The sequence below is a fragment of the Enterobacter sp. BIDMC 30 genome (genome assembly GCF_000534355.1).
Classification (GTDB): Bacteria; Pseudomonadota; Gammaproteobacteria; order Enterobacterales; family Enterobacteriaceae; genus Enterobacter; species Enterobacter ludwigii.
Genome location: NZ_KI973169.1, coordinates 3,106,211 through 3,130,304, shown reverse-complemented (window position 1 = coordinate 3,130,304; position 24,094 = coordinate 3,106,211). Strand labels below are relative to the sequence as shown.

The 24,094-nt window shown below is 53.0% G+C and carries 21 protein-coding genes; 7 read left to right on the top strand and 14 right to left on the bottom strand.

Going from position 1 to position 24,094, the window contains the following annotated elements:
* Positions 1-32 precede the first annotated feature (32 nt).
* A complete protein-coding gene (locus L466_RS07590; RefSeq protein WP_032681245.1) occupies positions 33-1,106 on the bottom strand; it encodes an acyltransferase family protein in 1,074 nt (357 codons plus the stop codon).
* A gap of 256 nt (positions 1,107-1,362) precedes the next feature.
* Here L466_RS07590 and lolC point away from each other — a divergent pair, with 256 nt between their 5' ends.
* From lolC to cobB, 5 genes are read left to right on the top strand one after another with little or no spacing between them, the layout of a single operon-like run.
* Positions 1,363-2,562: a lipoprotein-releasing ABC transporter permease subunit LolC gene (gene lolC, locus L466_RS07595; protein ID WP_032681244.1), complete on the top strand. Its 1,200-nt coding sequence runs from the start codon at positions 1,363-1,365 to the stop codon at positions 2,560-2,562.
* Positions 2,555-3,256 carry a lipoprotein-releasing ABC transporter ATP-binding protein LolD gene (gene lolD, locus L466_RS07600; protein ID WP_020884656.1) on the top strand — a complete coding sequence of 234 codons (702 nt, stop codon included), beginning with the start codon at positions 2,555-2,557 and terminating at the stop codon, positions 3,254-3,256. The genes lolC and lolD overlap by 8 nt, the downstream gene beginning before the upstream one ends.
* Entirely contained in the window at positions 3,256-4,500 is a 1,245-nt protein-coding gene (gene lolE / locus L466_RS07605; RefSeq protein ID WP_014169597.1) for a lipoprotein-releasing ABC transporter permease subunit LolE, read from the top strand. Before lolD ends, lolE begins: the two co-directional genes overlap by 1 nt.
* Before the next feature lie 54 nt (positions 4,501-4,554).
* Positions 4,555-5,466 (top strand): N-acetylglucosamine kinase, encoded by a 912-nt coding sequence (nagK, locus tag L466_RS07610; protein WP_032681243.1) that lies wholly within the window; start codon positions 4,555-4,557, stop codon positions 5,464-5,466.
* 14 nt (positions 5,467-5,480) lie between these two features.
* Complete coding sequence (gene cobB, locus L466_RS07615; RefSeq protein ID WP_014169599.1) at positions 5,481-6,302, top strand: Sir2 family NAD+-dependent deacetylase; 822 nt, start codon at positions 5,481-5,483, stop codon at positions 6,300-6,302.
* A 46-nt stretch (positions 6,303-6,348) separates the two neighbouring features.
* Here cobB and L466_RS07620 read toward each other — a convergent pair whose 3' ends face one another.
* The gene (locus L466_RS07620; protein WP_032681242.1) at positions 6,349-8,280 is read right to left on the bottom strand and encodes a methyl-accepting chemotaxis protein; all 1,932 of its coding nucleotides are present in this window, start codon (positions 8,278-8,280) and stop codon (positions 6,349-6,351) included.
* A gap of 237 nt (positions 8,281-8,517) precedes the next feature.
* Here L466_RS07620 and L466_RS07625 point away from each other — a divergent pair, with 237 nt between their 5' ends.
* The gene (locus tag L466_RS07625; protein ID WP_032681240.1) at positions 8,518-9,747 is read left to right on the top strand and encodes an EAL and HDOD domain-containing protein; all 1,230 of its coding nucleotides are present in this window, start codon (positions 8,518-8,520) and stop codon (positions 9,745-9,747) included.
* Between the two features lie 47 nt (positions 9,748-9,794).
* Here L466_RS07625 and potD read toward each other — a convergent pair whose 3' ends face one another.
* From potD to potA, 4 genes are read right to left on the bottom strand one after another with little or no spacing between them, the layout of a single operon-like run.
* Positions 9,795-10,829, bottom strand: a complete 1,035-nt coding sequence (gene potD, locus L466_RS07630) for a spermidine/putrescine ABC transporter substrate-binding protein PotD (RefSeq protein WP_014169602.1) — start codon at positions 10,827-10,829, stop codon at positions 9,795-9,797.
* Positions 10,826-11,617, bottom strand: coding sequence for a spermidine/putrescine ABC transporter permease PotC (potC, locus tag L466_RS07635; protein WP_014169603.1), 792 nt, complete (start codon positions 11,615-11,617; stop codon positions 10,826-10,828). The genes potD and potC overlap by 4 nt, the downstream gene beginning before the upstream one ends.
* The gene (gene potB, locus L466_RS07640) at positions 11,614-12,471 is read right to left on the bottom strand and encodes a spermidine/putrescine ABC transporter permease PotB (protein WP_020884651.1); all 858 of its coding nucleotides are present in this window, start codon (positions 12,469-12,471) and stop codon (positions 11,614-11,616) included. Before potB ends, potC begins: the two co-directional genes overlap by 4 nt.
* Positions 12,455-13,606, bottom strand: coding sequence for a spermidine/putrescine ABC transporter ATP-binding protein PotA (potA, locus tag L466_RS07645; protein WP_171032980.1), 1,152 nt, complete (start codon positions 13,604-13,606; stop codon positions 12,455-12,457). Before potA ends, potB begins: the two co-directional genes overlap by 17 nt.
* 233 nt (positions 13,607-13,839) lie before the next feature.
* Here potA and pepT point away from each other — a divergent pair, with 233 nt between their 5' ends.
* A complete protein-coding gene (gene pepT / locus L466_RS07650; RefSeq protein ID WP_032681239.1) occupies positions 13,840-15,063 on the top strand; it encodes a peptidase T in 1,224 nt (407 codons plus the stop codon).
* Between the two features lie 57 nt (positions 15,064-15,120).
* Here the strand turns inward: pepT and L466_RS07655 are convergent, their stop codons facing one another.
* From L466_RS07655 to mnmA, 8 genes are all read right to left on the bottom strand, one after another.
* Positions 15,121-16,242, bottom strand: a complete 1,122-nt coding sequence (locus tag L466_RS07655; RefSeq protein WP_032677894.1) for a ribosomal protein uL16 3-hydroxylase — start codon at positions 16,240-16,242, stop codon at positions 15,121-15,123.
* 91 nt (positions 16,243-16,333) lie between these two features.
* Positions 16,334-17,797 (bottom strand): two-component system sensor histidine kinase PhoQ, encoded by a 1,464-nt coding sequence (phoQ, locus tag L466_RS07660; protein WP_032681238.1) that lies wholly within the window; start codon positions 17,795-17,797, stop codon positions 16,334-16,336.
* On the bottom strand, positions 17,798-18,469 hold the full coding sequence (gene phoP / locus L466_RS07665) for a two-component system response regulator PhoP (RefSeq protein WP_032670531.1): 672 nt from the start codon (positions 18,467-18,469) through the stop codon (positions 17,798-17,800). It abuts the gene before it with no gap.
* Positions 18,470-19,539: 1,070 nt separating this feature from the next.
* Entirely contained in the window at positions 19,540-20,295 is a 756-nt protein-coding gene (locus tag L466_RS07675) for a glycosyltransferase family 25 protein (protein WP_032681236.1), read from the bottom strand.
* A gap of 29 nt (positions 20,296-20,324) precedes the next feature.
* The gene (locus L466_RS0122585) at positions 20,325-20,588 is read right to left on the bottom strand and encodes a hypothetical protein (protein ID WP_032681235.1); all 264 of its coding nucleotides are present in this window, start codon (positions 20,586-20,588) and stop codon (positions 20,325-20,327) included.
* A 331-nt stretch (positions 20,589-20,919) separates the two neighbouring features.
* The gene (gene purB, locus L466_RS07680) at positions 20,920-22,290 is read right to left on the bottom strand and encodes an adenylosuccinate lyase (RefSeq protein ID WP_032681234.1); all 1,371 of its coding nucleotides are present in this window, start codon (positions 22,288-22,290) and stop codon (positions 20,920-20,922) included.
* A 19-nt stretch (positions 22,291-22,309) separates the two neighbouring features.
* On the bottom strand, positions 22,310-22,939 hold the full coding sequence (hflD, locus tag L466_RS07685) for a high frequency lysogenization protein HflD (protein ID WP_014169611.1): 630 nt from the start codon (positions 22,937-22,939) through the stop codon (positions 22,310-22,312).
* Positions 22,940-22,966: 27 nt separating this feature from the next.
* Complete coding sequence (mnmA, locus tag L466_RS07690) at positions 22,967-24,079, bottom strand: tRNA 2-thiouridine(34) synthase MnmA (protein WP_032670452.1); 1,113 nt, start codon at positions 24,077-24,079, stop codon at positions 22,967-22,969.
* Positions 24,080-24,094 lie beyond the last annotated feature (15 nt).

Here is a 24,094-nt window from a genome sequence, read left to right as displayed (position 1 = left end):
AAATTCGCCCCCAAAAGGGGGCGAAAAGCGCATCAGCGGCTGGCCAATGACGGAGAAAGCGTGGAAGGCGGGGAGAAGAACACATCACCAAACAGTGCGGTGGAGACCTTACGCACCCCAAGCCCGGCAACGGTGCAGAGCAACAGGCTGGCAAACGGGTAGACCAGAATCAACGTCAGCTCCGCCCAGACCGGCCAGTATGCGGCATTCATCTCACCAATCAGGAACAGGCTAAAGGCCTCAATCAGGATGCGATGGGTGGTATAAATCGCGATGGTATTAGAACCGATCACGTTAAGCAGATTATTAGGATGGACGGCATAACGTTGCTCAATGCTGTAGAAAAGCTTCATGATCAACACAATCGACAGCAGGGAGAGCAGCAGCGGGACGTTAGCAAACCACAGCACCACAGAGACGGCAGCGAAGGCGGCTAACGCCAGCCAGGCGCGACGCAGATTGAACCCTTTCATCCACGCCATCAGCTCAGCGCCATACCACGCGCCGAGGCTGTAGTAGATCATGTTGCGCACCACGCTGTTCATTCCCCACCACGGCAGCGGCAGGAAGTTTATCGCGACGCTCGCCAGTGCCAGCAGCCCCAGTACCGGCAGCTTCCAGCGGCTCAGCAGTTTACACAGCGTGAAATAGACCACCAGGGCATACAGATACCAGAGACTGGTGCTGGCGGTGAGCATTCCCTTCACAAACCCGGAAAGGGAATCGGCATAGGCCGCATTGGAGGAGGTGGCCAGTTCACGCTCGGGAGCAAGCCAGGCGTTGAGGTGGCTCAGCGCCTGCCATTGCAGAACGCCCCACAGCGCCAGTACCCAGACAATGCTCCAGATCCGTTTATCGAGACTGGTACGCCAGTCCACCTCATCGATGTAACGTCGAATCAGATAGCCGGAAATGAAGAAAAACACCGGCATGCGGAAGGGAGCAAGATAGAGATTAAAATAGACCCAACATTTGGCGAGAAGACCGGATAACGGATGTTGTAACCCATTGAGATGGGGATAAAAGGTGATGACTGAATGGTAGATAACCACCAGGCAGATACACAGCCCTTTTATCTGGTTAATCCATAATGCTTTTTGCTTCATTGTTCGCGACTACCTTTTTGCCATAAACGAACGAACAATTGTTGTTAAACAAAACCGTGATGTAACGGGTAACAGTCTGTATCAGGAGGTTTTTCGGAAAAGGTGGAGGCCGTACAGGGAGGTTTCAGAGAGTAGTACCCTGATTTATCTGAATTTTTCAGAAAAATGATTACCAAAGCTTACGGTTTCAGTCATTTACGCTTAAGGGATTCGCTTATATACTCGTGGGTCTGCTATCAGCAAACAGACGGATTTCATGTACCAACCTGTCGCACTCTTCATAGGCTTACGTTACATGCGTGGGCGCGCCGCGGACCGCTTCGGTCGCTTTGTCTCCTGGCTTTCGACTATTGGCATTACGCTTGGCGTAATGGCTCTGGTGACGGTTCTCTCCGTCATGAACGGCTTTGAGCGCGAGCTGCAAAACAACATTCTGGGGCTGATGCCGCAGGCTATCCTCTCCTCAACCAACGGTTCCGTTAACCCACAACAGCTCCCGGAAAGCGCGGCGAAGTTACAGGGTGTCACGCGCGTTGCGCCGTTAACCACGGGCGATGTGGTGCTGCAAAGCGCCCGTAGCGTGGCGGTCGGCGTGATGCTGGGCATTGACCCGGCGCAAAACGACCCGCTGACGCCGTTCCTCGTGAACGTGAAGCAGACCGACCTGGAAGCCGGCAAATATAACGTGATCCTCGGCGAGCAACTGGCCGGGCAGCTTGGCGTCAACCGTGGTGACCAGCTGCGCGTAATGGTACCGTCGGCCAGTCAGTTTACGCCGATGGGACGTTTGCCAAGCCAGCGCTTGTTCACGGTGGTTGGCACGTTTGCCGCCAACAGCGAAGTCGATGGTTATCAGATGCTGGTGAATATTCAGGACGCGTCACGTCTGATGCGCTATCCGGCGGGGAATATCACCGGCTGGCGCCTGTGGCTCGACGCCCCGCTAAAAGTGGATACCCTCAGCCAGCAAACGTTGCCGGAAGGGACCAAATGGCAGGACTGGCGTGAACGCAAGGGCGAGCTGTTCCAGGCCGTGCGGATGGAAAAAAATATGATGGGGCTGCTGCTGAGCCTGATCGTGGCGGTCGCGGCCTTCAACATCATCACCTCACTGGGGTTGATGGTGATGGAAAAGCAGGGTGAGGTCGCCATTCTGCAGACTCAGGGGCTAACGCCGCGCCAGATCATGGCGGTATTTATGGTGCAGGGTGCCAGTGCCGGGATTATCGGTGCGCTACTCGGTGCGGCGCTGGGGGCGCTGCTCGCCAGCCAGCTTAACAATTTAATGCCGATCATCGGCGCTCTGCTTGATGGCGCTGCGCTGCCCGTGGCTATCGAACCGTTACAGGTGATTGGAATTGCGCTGGCTGCGATGGCCATTGCGCTGCTTTCTACGCTTTATCCTTCCTGGCGCGCTGCCGCCACTCAACCCGCTGAGGCTTTACGTTATGAATAAGATCCTGTTGCAATGCGACAACCTGTCCAAACGCTATCAGGAAGGCACTGTGCAGACTGACGTGCTGCACAATGTGAGCTTCAGCGTGGGCGAAGGTGAGATGATGGCGATTGTGGGCAGTTCCGGCTCCGGCAAAAGTACGTTATTACACCTGCTCGGTGGGCTGGATACACCCACCAGCGGTGACGTGATTTTCTCCGGCCAGCCGATGAGCAAAATGTCATCTGCGGCAAAAGCGGAGCTGCGTAACCGCGAGCTGGGCTTTATCTACCAGTTCCACCACCTGCTGCCGGATTTCACGGCGCTGGAAAACGTGGCGATGCCGCTGCTGATTGGTAAAAAGAAACCCGCAGAAATTAACACTCGCGCCAGCGATATGCTGAAAGCGGTTGGGCTTGGGCATCGCGGTAACCATCGTCCTTCTGAACTTTCTGGCGGTGAACGCCAGCGTGTGGCCATTGCGCGTGCGCTGGTCAACAATCCGCGCCTGGTACTGGCGGATGAGCCAACGGGTAACCTGGACGCCCGCAACGCGGACAGTATTTTCCAGCTGCTGGGTGAGTTGAATGCCTCGCAGGGAACCGCGTTTCTGGTGGTAACCCACGATCTCCAGCTGGCAAAACGGATGGGACGTCAGCTTGAGATGCGCGACGGTCATCTGAACCCAGAACTGACCCTGATGGGGGCGGAGTAATGGCTTCACCGTTATCGTTACTCATAGGGTTGCGTTTTAGCCGCGGACGTCGTCGCGGCGGCATGGTGTCACTGATCTCGGTGATCTCCACCATCGGTATTGCGCTGGGAGTGGCGGTGCTGATCGTGGGCCTTAGCGCCATGAACGGCTTTGAGCGTGAACTGAATAACCGCATCCTGGCGGTGGTCCCGCACGGTGAAATCGAACCGGTTAATCAGCCGTGGACGCACTGGAGCGATGCCCTGAGCAAAATCGAAAAAGTGCCAGGCATCGTGGCGGCCGCGCCTTACATTAACTTTACCGGGCTGGTCGAGAGCGGCGTTAACCTGCGCGCCATTCAGGTAAAAGGGGTGAATCCGGTGCAGGAAGAGCGCCTCAGCGCGTTGCCGAAATATGTGCAAAACGGCGCGTGGGCAAACTTTAAGGCCGGTGAACAGCAAATTATTATGGGCAAAGGCGTTGCCGAGGCCCTGAAGGTTAAGCAGGGCGACTGGGTCTCTATCATGATCCCGAACGCCAGTGCCGACCACAAGCTGCAGCAACCTAAACGCGTACGTCTGCACGTCACCGGTATTCTTCAGTTAAGCGGCCAGCTCGATCACAGCTTTGCGATGGTGCCGATGGAAGACGCGCGCCAGTATCTCGACATGGCCGACAGCGTGACGGGGATTGCCATTAAGGTCAACGACGTCTTCAACGCCAATAAGCTGGTGCGTGATGCCGGCAGCGTGACCAATAACTATGTCTACATCAAAAGCTGGATTGGCACTTACGGTTATATGTACCGTGATATCCAGATGATCCGCGCCATTATGTATCTGGCGATGGTGCTGGTGATTGGGGTTGCGTGCTTTAATATCGTCTCGACGCTGGTGATGGCGGTCAAAGACAAGAGCGGCGACATCGCCGTCCTGCGTACCCTGGGGGCAAAAGACGGTCTTATTCGCGCCATCTTTGTCTGGTACGGTCTGCTGGCTGGGCTGTTCGGGAGCCTCTGCGGCGTGGTGATTGGCGTGGTGGTTTCTCTGCAGCTGACGCCAATTATCAATGGCATCGAGGCGCTTATTGGCCACCAGTTCCTGTCAGGTGATATCTATTTTATTGACTTCCTGCCGTCTGAATTGCACTGGCTGGACGTTTTTTATGTGCTGGTAACGGCACTTTTACTGAGTCTGCTGGCAAGCTGGTATCCGGCGCGTCGCGCAAGCCGAATTGATCCGGCGAGGGTATTAAGTGGCCAGTAATTACGTCATGATTTAGCGGTCGTCAGGCCGCCAAATCAAAAAGAGGAATGCGTGATGTATTATGGATTTGATATTGGCGGCACCAAAATTGCGCTGGGCGTGTTTGATAAAAACCTCAAACTGCAGTGGGAAACCCGCGTTCCCACACCACGCGAAAGCTATGATGAATTTTTAACCGCCATTGCCGCGCTGGTGGCGCAAGCTGATTCACGTTTTGGCATGAAAGGCAGCGTCGGCATTGGTATTCCGGGAATGCCCGAAACTGACAATGGTACGCTGTATGCGGCCAACGTTCCTGCTGCCAGCGGTAAACCGCTGCGCGCCGATCTCTCCGCCCTGCTTGAACGCGACGTGCGTTTAGATAATGATGCCAACTGTTTTGCGCTCTCCGAAGCCTGGGACGATGAGTTTCAGCGCTATCCGCTGGTGATGGGGCTGATCCTCGGCACGGGCGTAGGGGGAGGGATCGTCATCAACGGTAAGCCGATTACCGGGCGCAGTTACATTACGGGAGAGTTCGGCCATATCCGCCTGCCGGTTGATGCCCTGGCGGTCGTCGGGCGCGACTTCCCGCTGACCCGCTGCGGTTGCGGTCAGCACGGCTGTATTGAGAACTACCTCTCCGGACGTGGGTTTGCATGGCTTTACGAACACTTCTATCATCAGAAACTTGAAGCCCCTCAAATCATTACCTTGTGGGAGCAGGGGGATGCGCAGGCGCGAGAGCACGTTGAGCGCTATCTGGATCTGCTGGCGGTGTGTCTGGGAAATATTCTCACCATCGTCGACCCGGATCTGCTGGTGATTGGGGGAGGGCTTTCAAACTTTAGCGCGTTAACGGAACAGCTGTCCGGGCGTTTGCCCCGACATTTATTGCCGGTTGCCCGCGTGCCGCGTATTGAACGTGCGCGACACGGGGACGCAGGAGGGATGCGCGGAGCCGCATTCCTTCATCTCACCGATTAGTTTACGAGGTTTTTATGCTGTCGCGTCGCTTAGGTCGACTCAGCCGTTTTCGCAAAAATAAACGCCGCTTACGTGAGCGCTTGCGCCAGCGGATCTTTTTCAGAGACAGAATGATGCCAGAAGCGATGGATAAACCCAGAGTGGTGGTGCTGACCGGGGCGGGGATCTCCGCAGAGTCAGGTATTCGTACTTTCCGCGCTGCGGACGGGTTATGGGAAGAGCACCGTGTTGAGGATGTGGCGACGCCGGAAGGCTTTGCCCGCGATCCGGATCTTGTGCAGGCGTTTTATAACGCCCGCCGTCGTCAGCTGCAGCAGCCAGAGGTTGTGCCTAACCCGGCGCATCTGGCGCTGGCGAAGCTGGAAGAGGCGCTTGGCGATCGTTTTTTGCTGGTTACGCAGAATATCGACAATCTGCATGAACGGGCCGGTAACAAAAACATCATCCATATGCACGGTGAACTGTTGAAAGTTCGCTGCGCCTGGAGCGGTCAGGTGCTGGACTGGAAAGAGGACGTGCTGCCTGAAGATAAGTGCCACTGCTGCCAGTTTCCGTCGCGCCTGCGCCCGCATGTGGTCTGGTTTGGTGAAATGCCGCTTGGTATGGATGACATCTACAGCGCGCTGGCCATGGCGGATGTCTTTATCGCTATTGGCACGTCTGGCCATGTCTATCCGGCGGCCGGCTTTGTTCACGAAGCGCGGCTGCACGGCGCGCATACGGTTGAGCTGAATCTGGAGCCGAGCCAGGTGGGCAGCGAGTTCGAAGAGAAGCACTATGGCCTGGCCAGTACCGTCGTACCGGAGTTTGTCGATAAGCTCCTGAAAGGGCTGTAATCGCGATAGCCTGAAAAGGCACCCGTCCTGCGGGTGCCTTTTTTGTTTATGGCGTAAAGTAGGCCAGCGTTTTCTCCAGCGATTTTGCCTGTTCGTCCAGTGACAGGGCCGCTGCCGAGATCTGTTGTACCAGGGACGCGTTTTGCTGGGTCGTGCTGTCCATCTGATTGACGGCAATGCTGACCTGGCTAATTCCCCGATTCTGCTCATCCAGAGCCTGAACAATATCGTTTATCACCAGATGCACATGCGACACGGCCTCAATGACCTGCTTCATCATGACGCCGGTTTCATTGACCAGCTCAACGCCTTTGCTGACACGGCCTGAAGACTCGGCTATCAGCTGGGAGATCTCTTTTGCCGCGTTGGCGCTTCGCTGGGCAAGGTTGCGCACTTCACCCGCCACCACTGCAAAACCGCGCCCCTGTTCGCCCGCGCGCGCCGCTTCTACGGCGGCATTCAGCGCCAGAATATTGGTCTGGAAGGCGATACCGTCCACAATGCTGTTGATCTCTCCAATCTTACGGGCGCTTTCGTCAATTTCCCCAATCACCACCACGACATCGTTGACCAGCGTCTCGCCATGTCCGGCAAGGGTCGCGGCGCGATCGGTAAGGGTGGTAGCTTTGTGCGCATTGTCGGCGTTATTTTTCACCGTGACCGAAATCTCTTCCATGCTGGCCGCGGTTTCGACAATCGCCGCTGCCTGTTCTTCGGTGCGTGAGGCCAGATCGAGATTGCCTGCCGAAATTTCACTGGTGCCACCGTGAACGGAGTGGCTGGCTTCGCTGATGTTACCCACGATGCGCTTGAGCTGCATCTGCATGGTGTGCAGGGCGTAAAAAATACTGCTGGTATCCCCGGGACGCACCGGGATAGCGTTGTTCAGGTCGCCTCCGGCCACGGCCAGCGCGATCCCGGCGGCATCTGACGGTTCGCCCCCCACCGGACGGTCCACTTTACGGGTAAAGATTTGCGCCATGACCAGGCTGACAACCACAATGCTTAACACCATCAGGAGGATGGCTTTCAGTAAAAATTGTCTTGCCTCGGCCATCACTTCGCTGACCGGGGTGACAATAGCCAGCTTCCAGGGCGTCTGACTGTTGCCGATGGTAATCGCCTGCCAGGTGATAAACGCCTCTTCCTTCAGTTGAGGATCGTTTGTGCGTATCACCTCATCCCCTGTGACGGTTCCAGTGTAAGGCTTGCCTACGGCACGTTTATCCGGGCTGGAAACCACGTTGTTGCCCGCCGACAGAAGCAGGGCGTAGCCTGTACCGTTCCACGGTTTAATCGCCCCGATCATCGATTGCAGGGTAGCGAGTGAGAAATCCGATGTGACGGACCCCAGGAACTGACCCTCACGCATGATGGGGGCGGCAATCGAGGTGAGCATTACGTCCACCCCATTGTAGGGATAAATATAGGGTTCGATGATGACATCTTTTTGCCGTTGCTTCGGCAGCAGATAATAATCACCGCTGCCGGGCGTTTCGATGTCCGTCAGCAGATGTAATGCCGGTTTGCCTGTGGCGTCGCGGTCAACGTAGCGGGCGTAACGTCCGGCGGGATCTTCACCGCTCTGACCGGCAAAGGTGGCATCGTTGCCATCGAAGGCATCAGGTTCAAAGGCCATCGACATTGAAAGAAACTGAGGGTGCGCTGAGAGATAATGGATTAGCAGCTGGTTGAGCCCCTGTCGATCAGCGATGCCCGCGTCGCGCAGTGCCTGAGCGCTATTTCCCATGTCACGCGCGGCCGTCAGGGCGGAATCCATCTGTTTACTGACCTGCAAAGACTGCACTTCAGCAATCTGGCGGATGTGTTTTTTAGCCAGCACTTCTTGCTGATCCATCCACTGCCACATCATAAAACCGATCGTTGCCGTAAAGCCCACCGTCACGGTGAGGAAAATGGACAATAGCATCAACGTCTTGACTCTTATTTTTTGTTTTCGGACCATGGCGTCTTTCATTCTCAACTCCCGTAATGACGTGCATGTCGGGCAGGCACAGATCACTTATCGGATATTTCGCCATGTTTCTGTAGAGCACCGGGTATATTTAATTTAAATTTTTGATCGCTAATTCCCGTTAATTAGTGTGGATGCTTTTATTTTGTGCATTCAATCAAATTAGTGTTCGATAATGCTCGTTATCGTTGTGCAGATAGGGGATGCTAATAAATATAAAGACGTTCAGGAGGATGGGATATGTATGGATTTATCGCGAGACAACCCATTTTTAACCTCGATATGAATACCGTGGCCTATGAGCTGCTTTTCAGAGACGGAATGACCAACCGTTTCCCCGATGTGTCGGCGGAATATGCCACGTCCAGAATGATATCAGACCAGTTCTTATCCGTGCCGTCCCAGCGCATCGCCGGGGAACATACGTCGTTTATCAATTTTCCTTCCCGGATGATCATCGACCGCAGCGCTGAGGCGCTGGACAAAAACAACGTGGTCATTGAGATCCTGGAAGATGCTGACCCGGGTGAGGCGCTTTTGCAGGCCGTGAGAGAAATGTATGAGCACGGGTACTGCTTTGCGCTCGATGATTTCACTCTCGCACCGGAATGGGATGTTTTCTTGCCCTTTATTTCCATCATCAAATTCGATGTCCAGAATTACACCTTAGCGCAAATTAAAAATTACCTGAGTGAGCGTAAAAGCCTGACCGGGCATATTAAATATCTGGCTGAAAAAATTGAGACTAAAGAGGAATTCAAACAATACAGCGATGCCGGATTTTCTCTTTTTCAGGGATATTTTTTCTGTCGTCCGGAGGTGATTAAATATAAACGGCTATCGCAAAATCAGCTTGCAATTTTCCGTCTGCAAATGGAAGTAGGGCGCAATAAACCTGACTTTCGAATCATCGAGGCGTTAATCAAAAGCGACCTCACGCTGTCCTATAAAATCATGCGCTATATGAAGCACACCGCTTTTAAACACATGGGGGCCTGTAATTTCAGCAAGTTAACCCTGAGTGAAGTGCTGAGGTATCTTGGAGAAAATCAGCTCAGAAGGTTTGTAGCCGTTGTAGTGCTGGCAAGTGCAGCCAACGACACCGTCACCGAGCTTTACCCGATGAGTATGATGCGCGGGAAATTCTGTGAACTGATTGCCGAAAAATTGAACGAGCCGATGCTGGCTGAGAATGCGTTCATGTGCGGTCTGTTCTCACTGCTTGATACCCTGCTTGAGCTGCCGATGGCAGAGCTGATGACGCAAATTGCTGTCCCGCAGAGCGTGAGTAATGCGTTGTGCCATCAGGAAGGACAGTTAGCAGACATGGTTCGCCTCTGCCATTTTTACGAGCAACAGCAGTGGGATGAGGCAAGCAGAATAAGTCACGCGCTGGGGCTGGCAGAGGAAGAGATCGTAGAGGCGATGAGGAAGGCCACGATCTGGGCCGGGGAGAACGCCGTCAGTTAATCGTTCCTCACTCCGCTAAGACGGAGTGAGGAAGAAAGCCTGGCCGCTTACCGGCCCGCTTTTAATTTCTGGTAATACTCTTCGTAGATGCGGCTTGCGTCACCGACATCGTTTTGCCACTCGCCTTTACTGATGGTTTGCGCATCCGGATAGAGCGATTTGTCGTTCGCGACGGCCGGGCTGAGCAGCTTGCGCGCGGCGAGGTTCGGGGTGGGATAACCAATGGTCTCCGCAACCTGTTTCGCGACGTCCGGGCGCAGCAGGAAGTTAATCAGCTTCAGGGCACCGTCAACGTTCTTCGCGTTTGCAGGAATAGAGAGGCTATCCATCCAGAAGATCCCGCCTTCTTTCGGCCACACTACCTCCAGCGGCGTACCGGCCTGACGGGCAACATACGCGGAGCCGTTCCACACCATACCCAGATTCACTTCGCCTTCCATATACGGGTTTGCCGGGTTATCAGAGTTAAATGCCGCCACGTTAGGCATCAGCTTTTTCAGCTCGTTATAGGCCGCTTCAATCTCTTTCGGGTCCGTCGTATTGCCTGAGTAGCCGAGCTTACGCAGCGCTACCTGGAACACTTCGCGCGCGTCGTCGGTTAACAGCAGGCTGCCTTTGTATTCCGGTTTCCACAGATCGGCCCAGCTTGTAACGGTTTTCGGATCGATAGCCTCGCTGTTGACCCCAATGGCGGTTGCGCCCCAGATGTAAGGAATGGAGTAGTCATTATTCGGGTCAAACGGCTTATTGAGCATCTCCGGATCGAGATTGTTGAAGTGAGTGAGCTTCGTTTTATCGATCTTCTGAATCATGCCCTCTTTGCGCATTTTATCGACGAAATAGGTCGACGGGACGACCAGATCGTACGCGCCTTCTTTGTAAGTTTTGAGCTTGGCGTACATGGTTTCATTCGACTCATAGGTAGAATAGATAACCTTGATGCCCGTCTCTTTCGTGAACTGCTCGAGCAGGCCAGGTGGCACATACTCGGTCCAGTTATAGAAATAGAGCGTTTTGCTGTCATCAGCGTGCGCGGCACCCATTCCGAGCACCAGTGCCGCAGCGGCAAGCATTTTTTTCATTTCATTGTCCCCTGAGATTTTGTTTTATCACGAGCAATAACCTGGCTGGCAATCACCAGCACCAGCGAGAACACTAACAGTATGGTCGCCAGCGCGTTCACCTCGGGCGAGACGCCGACTTTCACCATTGAATAGATCTTCAATGGCAGAATTTCATAACTCGGGCCGGTGACGAAGGAGGAGACCACCACATCGTCCATCGACAGGGTAAAACTCAGCAGCCATCCGGCAGCAACGGCGGGCATCGCCAGCGGCAGGATGATTTTGCGCAGGATCGTCATCTCACTGGCACCCAGATCTTTTGCGGCTTCCAGCATGCGTACGTCAAACCCTTTCAGGCGTGCGAAGACGGTGACCACCACAAACGGCAGGCAGAAAGTGATGTGGGAGAACAGCAGTGACCAGAAGCCCAACTGGACGCCCAGCAGCATAAACAGCACCAGCAGCGAAATCGCCATGACGATATCCGGCGACATCATCACCACAAACAGCATCCCGCTGACGAACGGTTTACCCCGGAAGCGATAGCGATAGAGCGCCACGGCGGTAAGCGAACCAATCAGCGTGGCGAAGGTGGCGGAGAAAATCGCCATCGTCAGGGAGTGCTGAGCAGCCTGCAGCAGGCTGTCGTTGTTCATCAGCAGGCTGTACCAGTTGGTAGTGAAACCTTGCCAGTTGATGCCGAAACGCGAGCTGTTAAACGAGTTCACGATCAAAATAATGATCGGAATATAAAGATAGGCATAGATGGCGGTCATAAAACCGCCGCGAAGCAGTCGACCGATCATTCGAGTTCCACCTTTTTATTCAGTAATCGTGAAGCACGCCAGTAGATCAACAGCATCAGGCCCATCACCACCGTGAGCGTAATGCTGGTAGCGGAACCGAACGGCCAGTCGCGAATGTTCAGGAACTGACTCTTAATCACGTTGCCGATAAGCAGGTTTTTCGCGCCGCCCATCAGGTCGGACACGTAGAACAAGCCCATTGCCGGCAGCATTACCAGCAGACAACCTGCAATGATGCCAGGCATGGTCAACGGAATGATAATCCGGATAAAGGTCTGCAGTTTGCTGGCGCCCAGGTCTCTCGCAGCTTCCAGCAGCGGTTTATCCAGCTTCTCAATGCTGGAATAGAGCGGCATCACCATAAAGGGCAGCAGGATATAGACCAGACCCACAATGACCGCACCCGGCGTAAACATGATGCGCACTGGCGTATCAATCACGCCCAGCCACAACAGGAACTCGTTCAGATAGCCTTTGGTGCTGAGGAAAATTTTCAGCCCGTAGATGCGGATCAGGGAGTTGGTCCAGAAAGGCACGATCAGCAAAAAGAGCAGCAGTGGACGCACTTTTTGCGGCAGACGTGCCAGAAACCATGCAAAGGGATAACCCAGCACCAGGCAGGCAACGGTGGCGATCAGCGCCATATTAAGCGAGTGCAACAGCACGTCAAAATAGAGCGGATCGAGTAGACGCGAGTAGTTGTCCAGCGTAAAGACCAGCTTTACGAAGTCAGTATCGTCGCGGGTCAGGAAGCTGGTGGCGATGATCATCAGGTTGGGTAAGAAGACAAACAACACAAGCCAACCGACGATAGTAGCAATCACCACATTCTGGAATTTACTTGTGTTCTTCATCAGCCAGTACAACCTCCCAGCTTTCTACCCAGTTGATAACCATTTTCTGGTCGAGGGAGTGGTCGAAATCAGGGTCGTCCTCATTAAAGAACTCACTGACCATCACCATCTTACCGTTTTCCAGTTCGACGACAGACTCCAGCGTCATCCCTTTATAGTTGCGCTCCCGGATATAGCCAATCAGGCCCTCGGCATCAGTATTGCCGTGGATCTCTTCAACGCGCAGATCCTCCGGGCGCAGCAGGACGTTGAGCTTTTGCCCTTTTTCGACGGCAAAATTCACGGTGATATTGCACTCGCGGCCTTCTACGTTGGCCCGCACGCGCTGTTCGTCCAGGCGTTCAATCACCGTGGCGTTGAAAATGTTGATCTCCCCAATGAAGCTGGCCACGAACAGGTTTTTCGGCTCTTCATAGATTTCACGTGGCGTGCCGTCCTGCTCGATTTTGCCGTCACGCATCACCACGATACGGTCCGACATGGTGAGTGCCTCTTCCTGATCGTGGGTAACGAAGACAAAGGTAATGCCGAGCTTGCGCTGCAGGGCTTTAAGCTCGTTCTGCATCTGCTTGCGCAGTTTATAGTCCAGCGCGGAAAGTGACTCATCCAGCAGGAGCAGACGCGGTTTATTGACCACAGCGCGGGCGATAGCAACGCGCTGCTGCTGGCCGCCGGAAAGCTGGTGTGGCTTACGCTGGGCAAATTCTTCCAGTTGCACCATGCGCAGCGCGTCGGTAACGCGAGCAGGGATCTCGCTGGCCGGGGTTTTTTGCATCCGCAGGCCAAATGCGACGTTCTCGAACACGGTCATGTGCGGAAACAGGGCATAGCTCTGAAAGACGGTATTCACGTGCCGCTCTTCGGCGGGGACCTGGGTGATATCCTGGTTTTCAAGGTGGATGTGACCGCTATCGACGTTTTCCAGTCCGGCGATAAGGCGCAGTACGGTTGTCTTGCCGCAGCCAGAGGGGCCAAGCAGCGTGAGGAACTCACCGTCATTGATGGTCAGGTTGAGCCCGGAAATAACATCTTTACCATCAAAACTTTTACGAATTCGTTCCAGTTGCACCAGCGGTGAACGTGAACGGGATTGTGTATTCAATTTTTGCGCTGTCCCATATAGACGCTCCGGGATGCAGACCGAAGCGGGGTTTGTGTGTAACCACCTTGGTGACTCGTAATGAGGGCGGACATTCTACGGCAAACCACTGTAATCGCCAATCCTTGTCACTGATTCATAAGCTACATTTACTAACGGATACGATATAAACGGAAAATATTCTCGTTTGCGGGATAAAAGTGACCTGACGCAATATTTGCCTTTTGATGCTTATTGATAATGTTGTCACAAAAAGTGAGGGTGACTGCATGGATAAATTACTTGAGCGTTTTTTACAGTACGTTTCGCTGGATACCCAATCTAAACCGGGTGTCCGCCAGGTGCCAAGCACCGAAGGCCAGTGGAAGTTATTAAACCTGCTCAAAGAGCAGCTCGACGCCATGGGGCTGGTTAACGTCACGTTAAGCGAGAAAGGCACTGTGATGGGAACGCTGCCTGCGAATGTCTCCGGTGATATCCCGGCGATTGGCTTTATCTCCCATGTCGACACCTCTCCGGATTTTAGCGGTAAACATGTGAACCCGCAGATTGTTGAAAACTACCGCGGCGGCGACATTGCGCTGGGGATTGGTGACGAAGTACTGTCGCCGGTGATGTTCCCGGTGCTGCACCAGCTGCTTGGTCAGACGCTCATCACCACCGACGGCAAAACGCTGCTGGGTGCCGATGACAAAGCGGGGATTGCCGAGATCATGACGGCGCTGGCGGTGCTGAAAGAGAAAAATATCCCGCACGGGGATATCCGTGTCGCCTTTACGCCGGATGAAGAGGTCGGCAAGGGGGCAAAACACTTCGACGTAGAGGCCTTTAACGCGAAGTGGGCCTACACCGTCGACGGTGGCGGCGTAGGGGAACTGGAGTTCGAGAATTTCAACGCGGCGTCCGTGACAATCAAAATCGTCGGAAACAACGTTCATCCTGGCTCCGCCAAAGGGGTCATGGTGAACGCGTTGTCGCTGGCGGCGCGTATTCATGCGGAAGTTCCGCCAGAAGAGAGCCCGGAACAGACCGACGGTTATGAAGGTTTTTATCACCTGACCAGCATTAAGGGCACCGTAGACAGTGCGCAGATGCACTACATCATTCGCGACTTTGACCGTAAAGCATTCGAAGCGCGTAAACGTAAGATGATGGAGATAGCCAAAAAGGTTGGTAAGGGCCTGCATCCGGATTGCTATATCGAGCTGATTATCGAAGACAGCTACTACAATATGCGCGAGAAAGTGATGGCGCATCCGCATATCCTTGATATCGCGCAGCAGGCAATGCGTGACTGTGATATTGAACCGCTGTTAAAACCGATTCGTGGCGGCACAGACGGTTCGCAGCTGTCGTTCATGGGGCTGCCTTGCCCGAATCTGTTTACCGGTGGCTACAACTATCACGGCAAGCACGAGTTCGTGACGCTGGAAGGAATGGAAAAAGCGGTGAAGGTGATTGTGCGAATTGCGGAGCTGACCGCGGCGCGGTAATGACAAAAAAAGGCCGGGTCAGGCGAAGCCGCCACCCGGCACGCTTTACTTTACGGTTTAGTCCTCAAAGAACCAGTACCCGCTGTTCACCAGCGCGGCGAGCATCGCGAGGAAAGAGGGATCTTCCAGCGCATCGCCAAAGGTATCGGCCGTTAAGGTCAAGTGGCTGGCAATAGCCTCCAGCGCCGGACGGTGAGGGGAGTCCAGCTTCTCGCCGTTAACGAAAACATCTTCACCGATGCGCAGTACGCGCAACCCGCCCAGACGAACCAGTTTGTCGCCCTGCTGCAATGCGTCATAAATCTCGTCGGCCTGGTATGGCGGCTCTGGCGGTGCCACATCCAGCTCATGGCGTGACTGGCTGATAAACTCACCAAACCACTGGCTGAAATGCGCCGGTTCATTGATCAAATCCAGCATCATACCGCGAAGCTTGTCCAGTTCGGCTGGCACAATATCGGCCGGGTGCTCGCGTGCAGGCACATCCGGATCGCTGTAACGATGGCTGCCCAGTTCACGTTGCAGCACGTAGTCAGCAAAGCCGCTGATCATTTCGCGACCGCTTGGTGCGCGGAATCCGACGGAGTAGTTCAGCGAGTTTTCCAGCGAATACCCTTCGTGCGGGAACCCTGGTGGGATATAGAGAATATCACCCGGCTCCAGCTCTTCATCGATAATCCCTTCAAACGGATCGACCTGAAGCAGGTCCGGATGCGGGCAGTGCTGTTTCATCGGCACTTTGTCGCCCACGCGCCAGCGCCGGCGGCCTGTACCCTGAATGATAAACACGTCGTACTGGTCCAGATGCGGCCCAACGCCCCCTCCTGGCACGGAGAAGGAGATCATCAGATCGTCCATTCGCCAGTCGGGCAGGGCGCGGAAGGGACGCATTAACGCCGCAGTCGGTTCATGCCAGTGGTTAACCGCCTGAACCAGTAATGACCAGTTGTTTTCACCGAGGTGATCGTAGCTTTCGAAAGGACCGTGGCTGACCTGCCATTTCCCGTCCTGGTGGCTTACCAGGCGGCTGTCGACTTCGCTCTCCATGGCCAGACCGGCCAGTTCGTCAGGGGAGAGGGGATCGACAAAATTGCTGAACCCGCGTTTAAGAACGACCGGGCGTTTCTGCCAGTAACGTTCAATAAATTCGGGCCAGTTAAGTGTTAAGTGATAATCCATATTTTTTTATTCCGCAGGCTCTTACTGACTCGGATTATAACGGAAGCACAGGAGCCTGGGTGCGAGATCCTCGCATTTTTCACATAACGGGTTAACTATCGTTCGATGTGGGCTGCTGGCGACCGAAAATGACCTCCATTCTGGCGCCTCCGAGTAAACTGTCTTCGGTTTCAATTTTTCCGTCGTACTGGTCGACGATTTCGCGTGCCACCGCTAACCCAACCCCCTGGCCGGGGCGCAACGTATCCGCACGCTGACCGCGGTCGAATACCACATCACGTTTATTGCGCGGGATCCCCGGACCATCATCCTCAACGATAATATGCAATTCGTTATCCGTCTGACGCGCGGAAACTTCTACGAATTCCAGGCAATATTTACAGGCGTTATCCAGCAGATTGCCCATCACTTCCATGAAATCATTTTTTTCACCAACAAAGCTGATTTCGGGAGAGATATCGAGGCTGATATTGACCCCTTTGCGCTGGTAAACCTTGTTGAGCGCGGAGGTGAGGTTATCCAGAAGCGGTGCCACAGGATGCAGTTCGCGACTCAATAACGCGCTGCCGGAACGCATGCTGGCACGGTGCAGATAGTAACCAATTTGCTGAGAAATACGGCTGATCTGTTCCAGCATCACCGGCTCGGCATCATCAACGCTCAGCTTTGAGCTGCGCATCGAACGCAGGGTACTTTGCATCACCGCCAGCGGCGTTTTCAGGCTATGCGTGAGGTCGGTGAGGGTGGTGCGGTATTTATCATAGCGCTCACGTTCGCTTTTCAGCAGACGGTTGAGGTTACGCACCAGGCTTGTCAGCTCGCGGGTAGTCTCCGGGTTGAGCTTCTCACGATGATGTTCTTCCAGCTCGCGCACCTCTCTCGCCAGCGATTCGATGGGGCGTAAACTCCACCACGCGGCGAGCCACAGCAGCGGGATCACCAGCAGCAGATTCGCGGCCAGAACATAGACGAACCAGTTCCATACCATATAAGAACGTTTAAGCTCGACCGGGATGGTATCGACCACCACGATGGTTAACTGCGGCATGTTCATCGTGGCCGGGTAGAGGTTAATCGCCACGGAGTGCGTCATTTCTGTTTCGGCATCGTCTGCGCGGATCTCATTCAGCTTTTGCTGCAGGGAGCGGTCCTCGCGCAGCAGCGAGCTGGTGGTGTTCAGATCGGCTTCAAGTTCGTGGAAACCATTGGTCTTAAGCCATTCCGGACGAATACTTTTAACCAGCCATGGGATATCGCGTTGTGCCCAAAGTAGTTTTCCCTTTTCGTTATAAATCAGGGCCAGCGTCGGGCTTTGCTGGTTAAGGTTTTCCGGCATTTCGACGGTGATCGTGTTGTTTTCCCATTTCGCCAGGGTATAAAACAGGTTGCTTTCACCACGCAACAGTCGAAAAGTTGTTTTATCAAAACTGACGCTGTAGCCCACCAGAGCCACCATGCCGTAGGAGAGGGATAACACCAGCACGACGGCGGCCGTTGCCAGTAAAAAGCGAACCCGCAGCGAGAGGGGCAGAATATGACGCAAGATCCCTTTCATTTAGCGTATTTCGAACAGATAACCCTGACCACGGACGGTCGTGATCACGTCCTGCGGGTACTCCGCCTGAATTTTCTTGCGCAGACGTCCCATCAACACATCAATCGTGTGGCTCTCACGCAGCTCGGCATCCGGATAAAGCTGAAGCATTAAGGAGTCTTTGCTCACCACTTTGCCGCTGTTGCGGATTAACGTTTCCATGATGGTGTATTCAAACGCGGTCAGCTTAATGACTTCATTATTGATCGAGAATTCACGACGGGAGAGATCAACCTGGAAAGGGGGAATCGAAATCACCTGGGAGGCCAGGCCGCTGTTGCGGCGTAGCAGTGCCTGCATGCGTGCCGCCACTTCTTCGATGTGAAACGGCTTGGTGACGTAATCATCCGCGCCCGCGCTGAGCACTTCAACCTTGTCCTGCCAGCCTTCACGTGCGGTCAACACCAGAACCGGAAGGGAGACATCATGGCTGCGCCAGCGACGAATCAACGACAAACCGTCTTCATCAGGCAATCCGAGATCGACGATGGCGATGTCCGGCAGGTGCTCATTGAGATAATAATCGGCTTCTTTTGCATCTTCGGCATCGTCCACCTGATGTCCCATCTCCTGAAGCTGAACCTTCAGGTGATGGCGTAACAATGCGTTATCCTCAACAACCAGTACGCGCATCATCTTTTCTCCCTATATGAATGGTATGAATAGTTTAACGCTGATTATGGAGTTTGAAACCAGCGTCATGAAATTAAATGACTTTTTTCATGCTCCCGTACTGTTTGGGGCGTCCTGGGGGCATCGCTGTCGGCATCTGATTGTTCAGCATGTTGACTTGACCCTGGCGCATATCTCCTATCAAACTGGAATAAACCTCGTCGCCAATCCCAAGAAATCGAATTTTTTGAAAAATAGATCTCATTTGCTCGTGATTTTTTCTCTGGTGGAAAACGAAACGTAGATTTTGCGGCTCGGTTTTTCCAGATCAACATCATCCCATGCCAGGGCTCAAATCTTGCCAGGCCTCATTCCCGAGTGGAGGAGTACTACGATGATCAACGCCAATTTTCGGGGAGGGCTGCAATCAGTGCCAGGTTCTCATGAAGTAAAAGTGGATCGGGATCTGCCTTAGATAGCCTAAGCCACGATACACCCTCATAAGGAGCGTACAATATAAACCGACTTCGATTTGCATGCTGCAGCATTTCCTATAAAACAGCTATTTGTTTATTAATTGTTGAAGGCGCATGGTCCTTTTTGACCCTGTCAGGGACTGAAGCGTTTAAGACCTGCCGGTGGGCAGTTCTTTGCTGCACTTCAGCATATCTCCATGATCAATAACTGACCGAACTGGATTTCACTTGCGATGACAATGCCAGGATTTCCAGCTTTTTTGATATAACTGCTATTTGCAATCCAGTCAGGGAGAATCTCGTGCCAGCAAATACCGCGATAAGTGAAACGCGATCCTGATTTTTCCGTTATGAAATTTTACGAAAACTATATGTATTCAGTACGGGTATAATGGTGTGAATTACACAGAAGCAGAAAGAAGAGTCACAATGTATTTCACTGCGGTTTAGCAAACACACTCTTTACAGAATGCGACTCAGTAGTCTTTGGCAATAGATTAAAAAACTGAATGTTTTATGGAATGGCAAAATTCCGGAGGGGTTCTCAATTTTATCGATATTAGAGAACCCTCCTATATTGAACGGCCAGTCAAGCCTCCTTATGAATTTACTGTTTTAACCTTTACCTTGATTTATGACCTTATTGAAAAGTGGAAGAATCGCTCTTCTGTATTTGTGTTTGATTTTCGTTTTAAATGTTCTACGTGACATAAGAAGATTCCATAATTCCTTTTTTCTTAAATGGATGGTTTGTGAATCTTCCGGAATGTTGATAGTAGAATTTTGGGCTTCTTCAGAGAGATGAACTGGATGAGGCACTACCGAATATACTTCAACCAATGACATATCTTCGAATAGTCCCCATTTATCAGCCACAATCCAAACAGGATTAAGCCCTTTGAGTAAAGAGCACGCAGCCTTGTTGTTGATAATATAACTGTGCGTGGTAGTGGCATGTAAGGTCTTATGCAAAGAATAGCCGGTGGAAATATTTTTTATTTTTTTTTGGAAAAACTTATTTGTACGGCTTAGTAAAATGACAGAAGGACGAACCTCTGGGACAGTAATGTGTTCCAAAACGTTTTTAAAATCATCATTTAAAACAACGTCATCCTCAAGAATAAGGGCTTCGCCGATCTTCTCATCAATCATTTTTTTATAAATTTTTTGATGACTTAATGCGCAGCCGATCTCACCAGGAAGGAATGCATAATTAACGTTGGCAGTAACTCCCTTCCTTTCTTCTTCAGACATGAGTCTGCCATCTACTGCTTCGATAAACTCAGCTGAAAGACCTAAGGCATTCAGTTGCGCTTCCATTTTTTTACGACGTTCAACTGATTTTTTTAGATTTACGATAAAAATTTTCATTGTAGTTCCATGTTAAATAGCGAATCCCATCAGGAGATGCTTGCCCCTATCTCACGCATTTTTTCTAGTACTTTCTTCAACTCTTTATCATTCAATGCTAACTGTGCGGCCATGAAAAAGAGCATATGCATTCCCATAATTCTGGGCGTTTCGCCACCAGTATATTTCCTCCAGTGATTGCTGCCGGCAAGACCAGCTAAATCCGCCATTTGGAGACCTGTGAGACCAAGTTCTTCTTTAAGGTGCGCAAGGTCTTCTGTTGTAGGTGGTGTGTAATTATCGATCAGCGACATAATGCACCGGTAAGAGCCCCGCGAGGCTTATTTGTTAAAAGAATTTAATATACACAGATATAATGACTACTCTGGCATCAAAAGGTATAGCATTCATTGTTCTCACTTACGGGATGATGCGCACAAGCGATTCGGGGCCATAAGGATGAAGGTTAGCCCCTTTAGGGCTTGTTGTCAATATGGATAACTATATGGTGAGACGGATGAGCGCTCTATTGCTATTTCTGAGTTCTCTTTTCCACGGTCACGCTGATTATGTTGTTGTGGGGATAAACATTAAGTAAACCGGGGAAAAGCAGCCCCCTTTCCAGGCGGAAAGGGGGAAGGGAGGTTACTTCAGCTCGTCAACCATGGTGATGGCACGGCCGATATAGTTTGCCGGGGTCATCGCTTTCAGGCGGGTTTTTTCGTCTTCCGGCAGTTCCAGACTGTCGATAAACTGTTTCATGCCTTCGGCGTCTACGCGTTTGCCGCGCGTCAGCTCTTTCAGTTTCTCGTACGGTTTTTCAATGCCATAACGACGCATGACGGTCTGAATGGGCTCTGCCAGCACTTCCCAGTTGTGATCCAGCTCGTCCAGCAGACGGTCGCGGTTCACTTCCAGTTTGCTTACACCTTTCAGGGTGGACTGATACGCGATCAGCGCGTAGCCGATACCCACGCCCAGGTTACGCAGCACGGTGGAGTCAGTCAGGTCGCGCTGCCAGCGGGAAACCGGCAGTTTGCTCGCCATGTGCTGCAGCACCGCATTCGCCAGGCCCAGGTTGCCTTCGGAGTTTTCGAAGTCGATTGGGTTGACTTTGTGCGGCATGGTTGAGGAGCCAATTTCACCGGCGATGGTCTTCTGTTTGAAGTGGTTCAGCGCGATGTAACCCCACACGTCACGATCGAAATCGATCAGAATGGTGTTGAAGCGAGCGATGCAGTCAAACAGTTCCGCGATATAGTCGTGCGGCTCAATCTGGGTGGTGTACGGGTTCCACTGAATGCCCAGTGAGGTCACGAACGCTTCGCTGAACTGATGCCAGTCCACTTCCGGGTAGGCGGCGATGTGGGCGTTGTAGTTACCTACCGCACCGTTGATTTTACCCAGAATCTCGACCTGCTCCAGCTGACGATACTGACGTTCCATACGGTACGCCACGTTTGCCATCTCTTTACCCATCGTGGAGGGAGTGGCCGGCTGACCGTGGGTACGGGACAGCAGCGGAATATCACGATATTCGACAGACAGTGCTTTTACCGCGTCGATGATTTTACGCCAGTAAGGCAGCACCACTTCTTTACGCGCGGTGGAGAGCATCAGCGCATGAGACAGATTATTAATGTCTTCTGAGGTACAGGCGAAGTGAATGAATTCAGACACGGCATGCAGAGCAGGCACGCTTGCCACTTTCTCTTTCAGGAAATACTCAACCGCTTTTACGTCATGGTTGGTGGTGCGCTCAATAGTTTTAATGCGCGCAGCATCTTCTTCGTTGAAGTCAGCAACGATTTTATCGAGGTAATCGTTTGCCTGGGCGTCAAAAGCAGGAACTTCCTTGATTGCTGCCTGGGCGGCCAGCTTTTGCAGCCAGCGTACTTCAACCTGAACACGGAACTTCAGCAAACCATATTCGCTGAAGATCCCGCGCAGCGCGCTGACTTTATCGCCGTAGCGTCCATCTACAGGGGATACGGCGGTCAGTGAGGATAATTCCATAATTCGCAACTCCGGGAGGTTAACAATGAGCAAGAATTTGTTTTGCCTGAGTCGTCAGGCGATTACGAGAAAACATTAACTGCAGGCGGCCACCGCCAACCTGATGCCACAGCACGGCGGCACGAATACCCGCCAGCAGGGAGGCGCGTACTTTTGCCTGAACCTGCGGGCTTTGCAGCACGGCAGGAGAGCCGGTGACCTGAATACGTGGGCCCAGCGGGCTGATGACGTCAACATAAATGCCGGCCATGGCACTGAGCAGCGTTTCGGACTGCAGATCAAAATGGTCGAGCTGGCGCTGCAGCCCGGCAATGCGGTCACCGAGCGTATCAAGGGCGCCTTTAGCCGCGCTGAGCTTACGCTCCAGCACCATCAGGCTTAACGTGTAGCGGGTTAGCTCCGCGTTCAACCCCTGACGGCTACTGGCGTTAAGCACGCCAAGCAAAGTTTCAAGACCGAGACGAAGATTGGTTTCACTCCCACCGAAGACACCCAGAGTCGAACCGGGGTTGAGGTCGATAACGCTGTTGAGTGAAACGTGCAGCGCGTCAGCATCGCAATGACCCTGATGCGCCAGCTGTTGCACCAGACGGGCAGACTGGCAAATTCCAGCCAGTGCCAGGGTGATGTCATAATAGTTCTTCGCCACACGTTCTCCTTTATGTGTGCAATCGTGTTAAACGGCCGGCAGAGGCAGGCGCTGTTCAATGATCCCGCCGCCCAGACAGATTTCGCCGCTGTAGAATACGGCGGACTGGCCTGGGGTGACCGCCGCAACCGGCTCGTCGAAACGCACATCAATGCGTTCATCATCCAGCGCGGTGACGGTACAAGGGATATCGGTCTGGCGATAGCGTGTTTTTACCGTGCAGCGCAGCGTACCCTTCAGCGGCTCACGATCGACCCAGTGCAGCTGTTGTGCGATGAGGCCGACGGACATCAGACGCGGATGGTCGTGGCCCTGAGCAACAACCAGAATATTGTTTTCGACATCTTTATCTACGACGTACCACGGATCTTCGCTGCCTTCTTTGGTGCCGCCAATACCCAGCCCTTTACGCTGGCCCAGCGTGTGGTACATCAGCCCCTGATGTTGACCAATTTCATCACCGTCGACGGTAACGATTTTGCCCGGCTGTGCCGGCAGGTAACGACCAAGGAAATCGCGGAATTTACGCTCGCCGATAAAACAGATACCGGTAGAGTCTTTTTTCTTCGCGGTGATCAGATCCAGCTCTTCGGCGATTTTACGCACCTGCGGCTTTTCAAGCTCGCCTACCGGGAACAGGCTTTGCGCAATCTGTTCGTGGCTGAGTGTATAAAGGAAGTAGCTTTGATCTTTGTTGCCATCCAGACCGCGCAGCAGCTGGCTTTTGCCATTCACATCGGCACGACGCACGTAGTGCCCGGTCGCAATATAGTCTGCGCCCAGATCTTCTGCGGCGAATTCCAGGAAGGCTTTAAATTTGATCTCTTTGTTGCACAGAATGTCCGGGTTCGGGGTACGACCGGCTTTGTACTCTTCCAGGAAAAGCTCGAAGACGTTGTCCCAGTATTCTGCGGCAAAGTTAACGGTGTGCAGTTCAATGCCCAGCTTATCGCACACCGCCTGCGCATCGGCGAGATCCGCAGCAGCAGTGCAATATTCCTCGCCATCATCTTCCTCCCAGTTCTTCATGAACAGGCCCTCCACCTTATAGCCCTGTTGTTGCAACAGGTAGGCGGAAACGGAGGAATCGACACCGCCGGACATGCCGACGATCACTTTTTTCTGGCTGTTATCTGACATGGAATACTCACGACA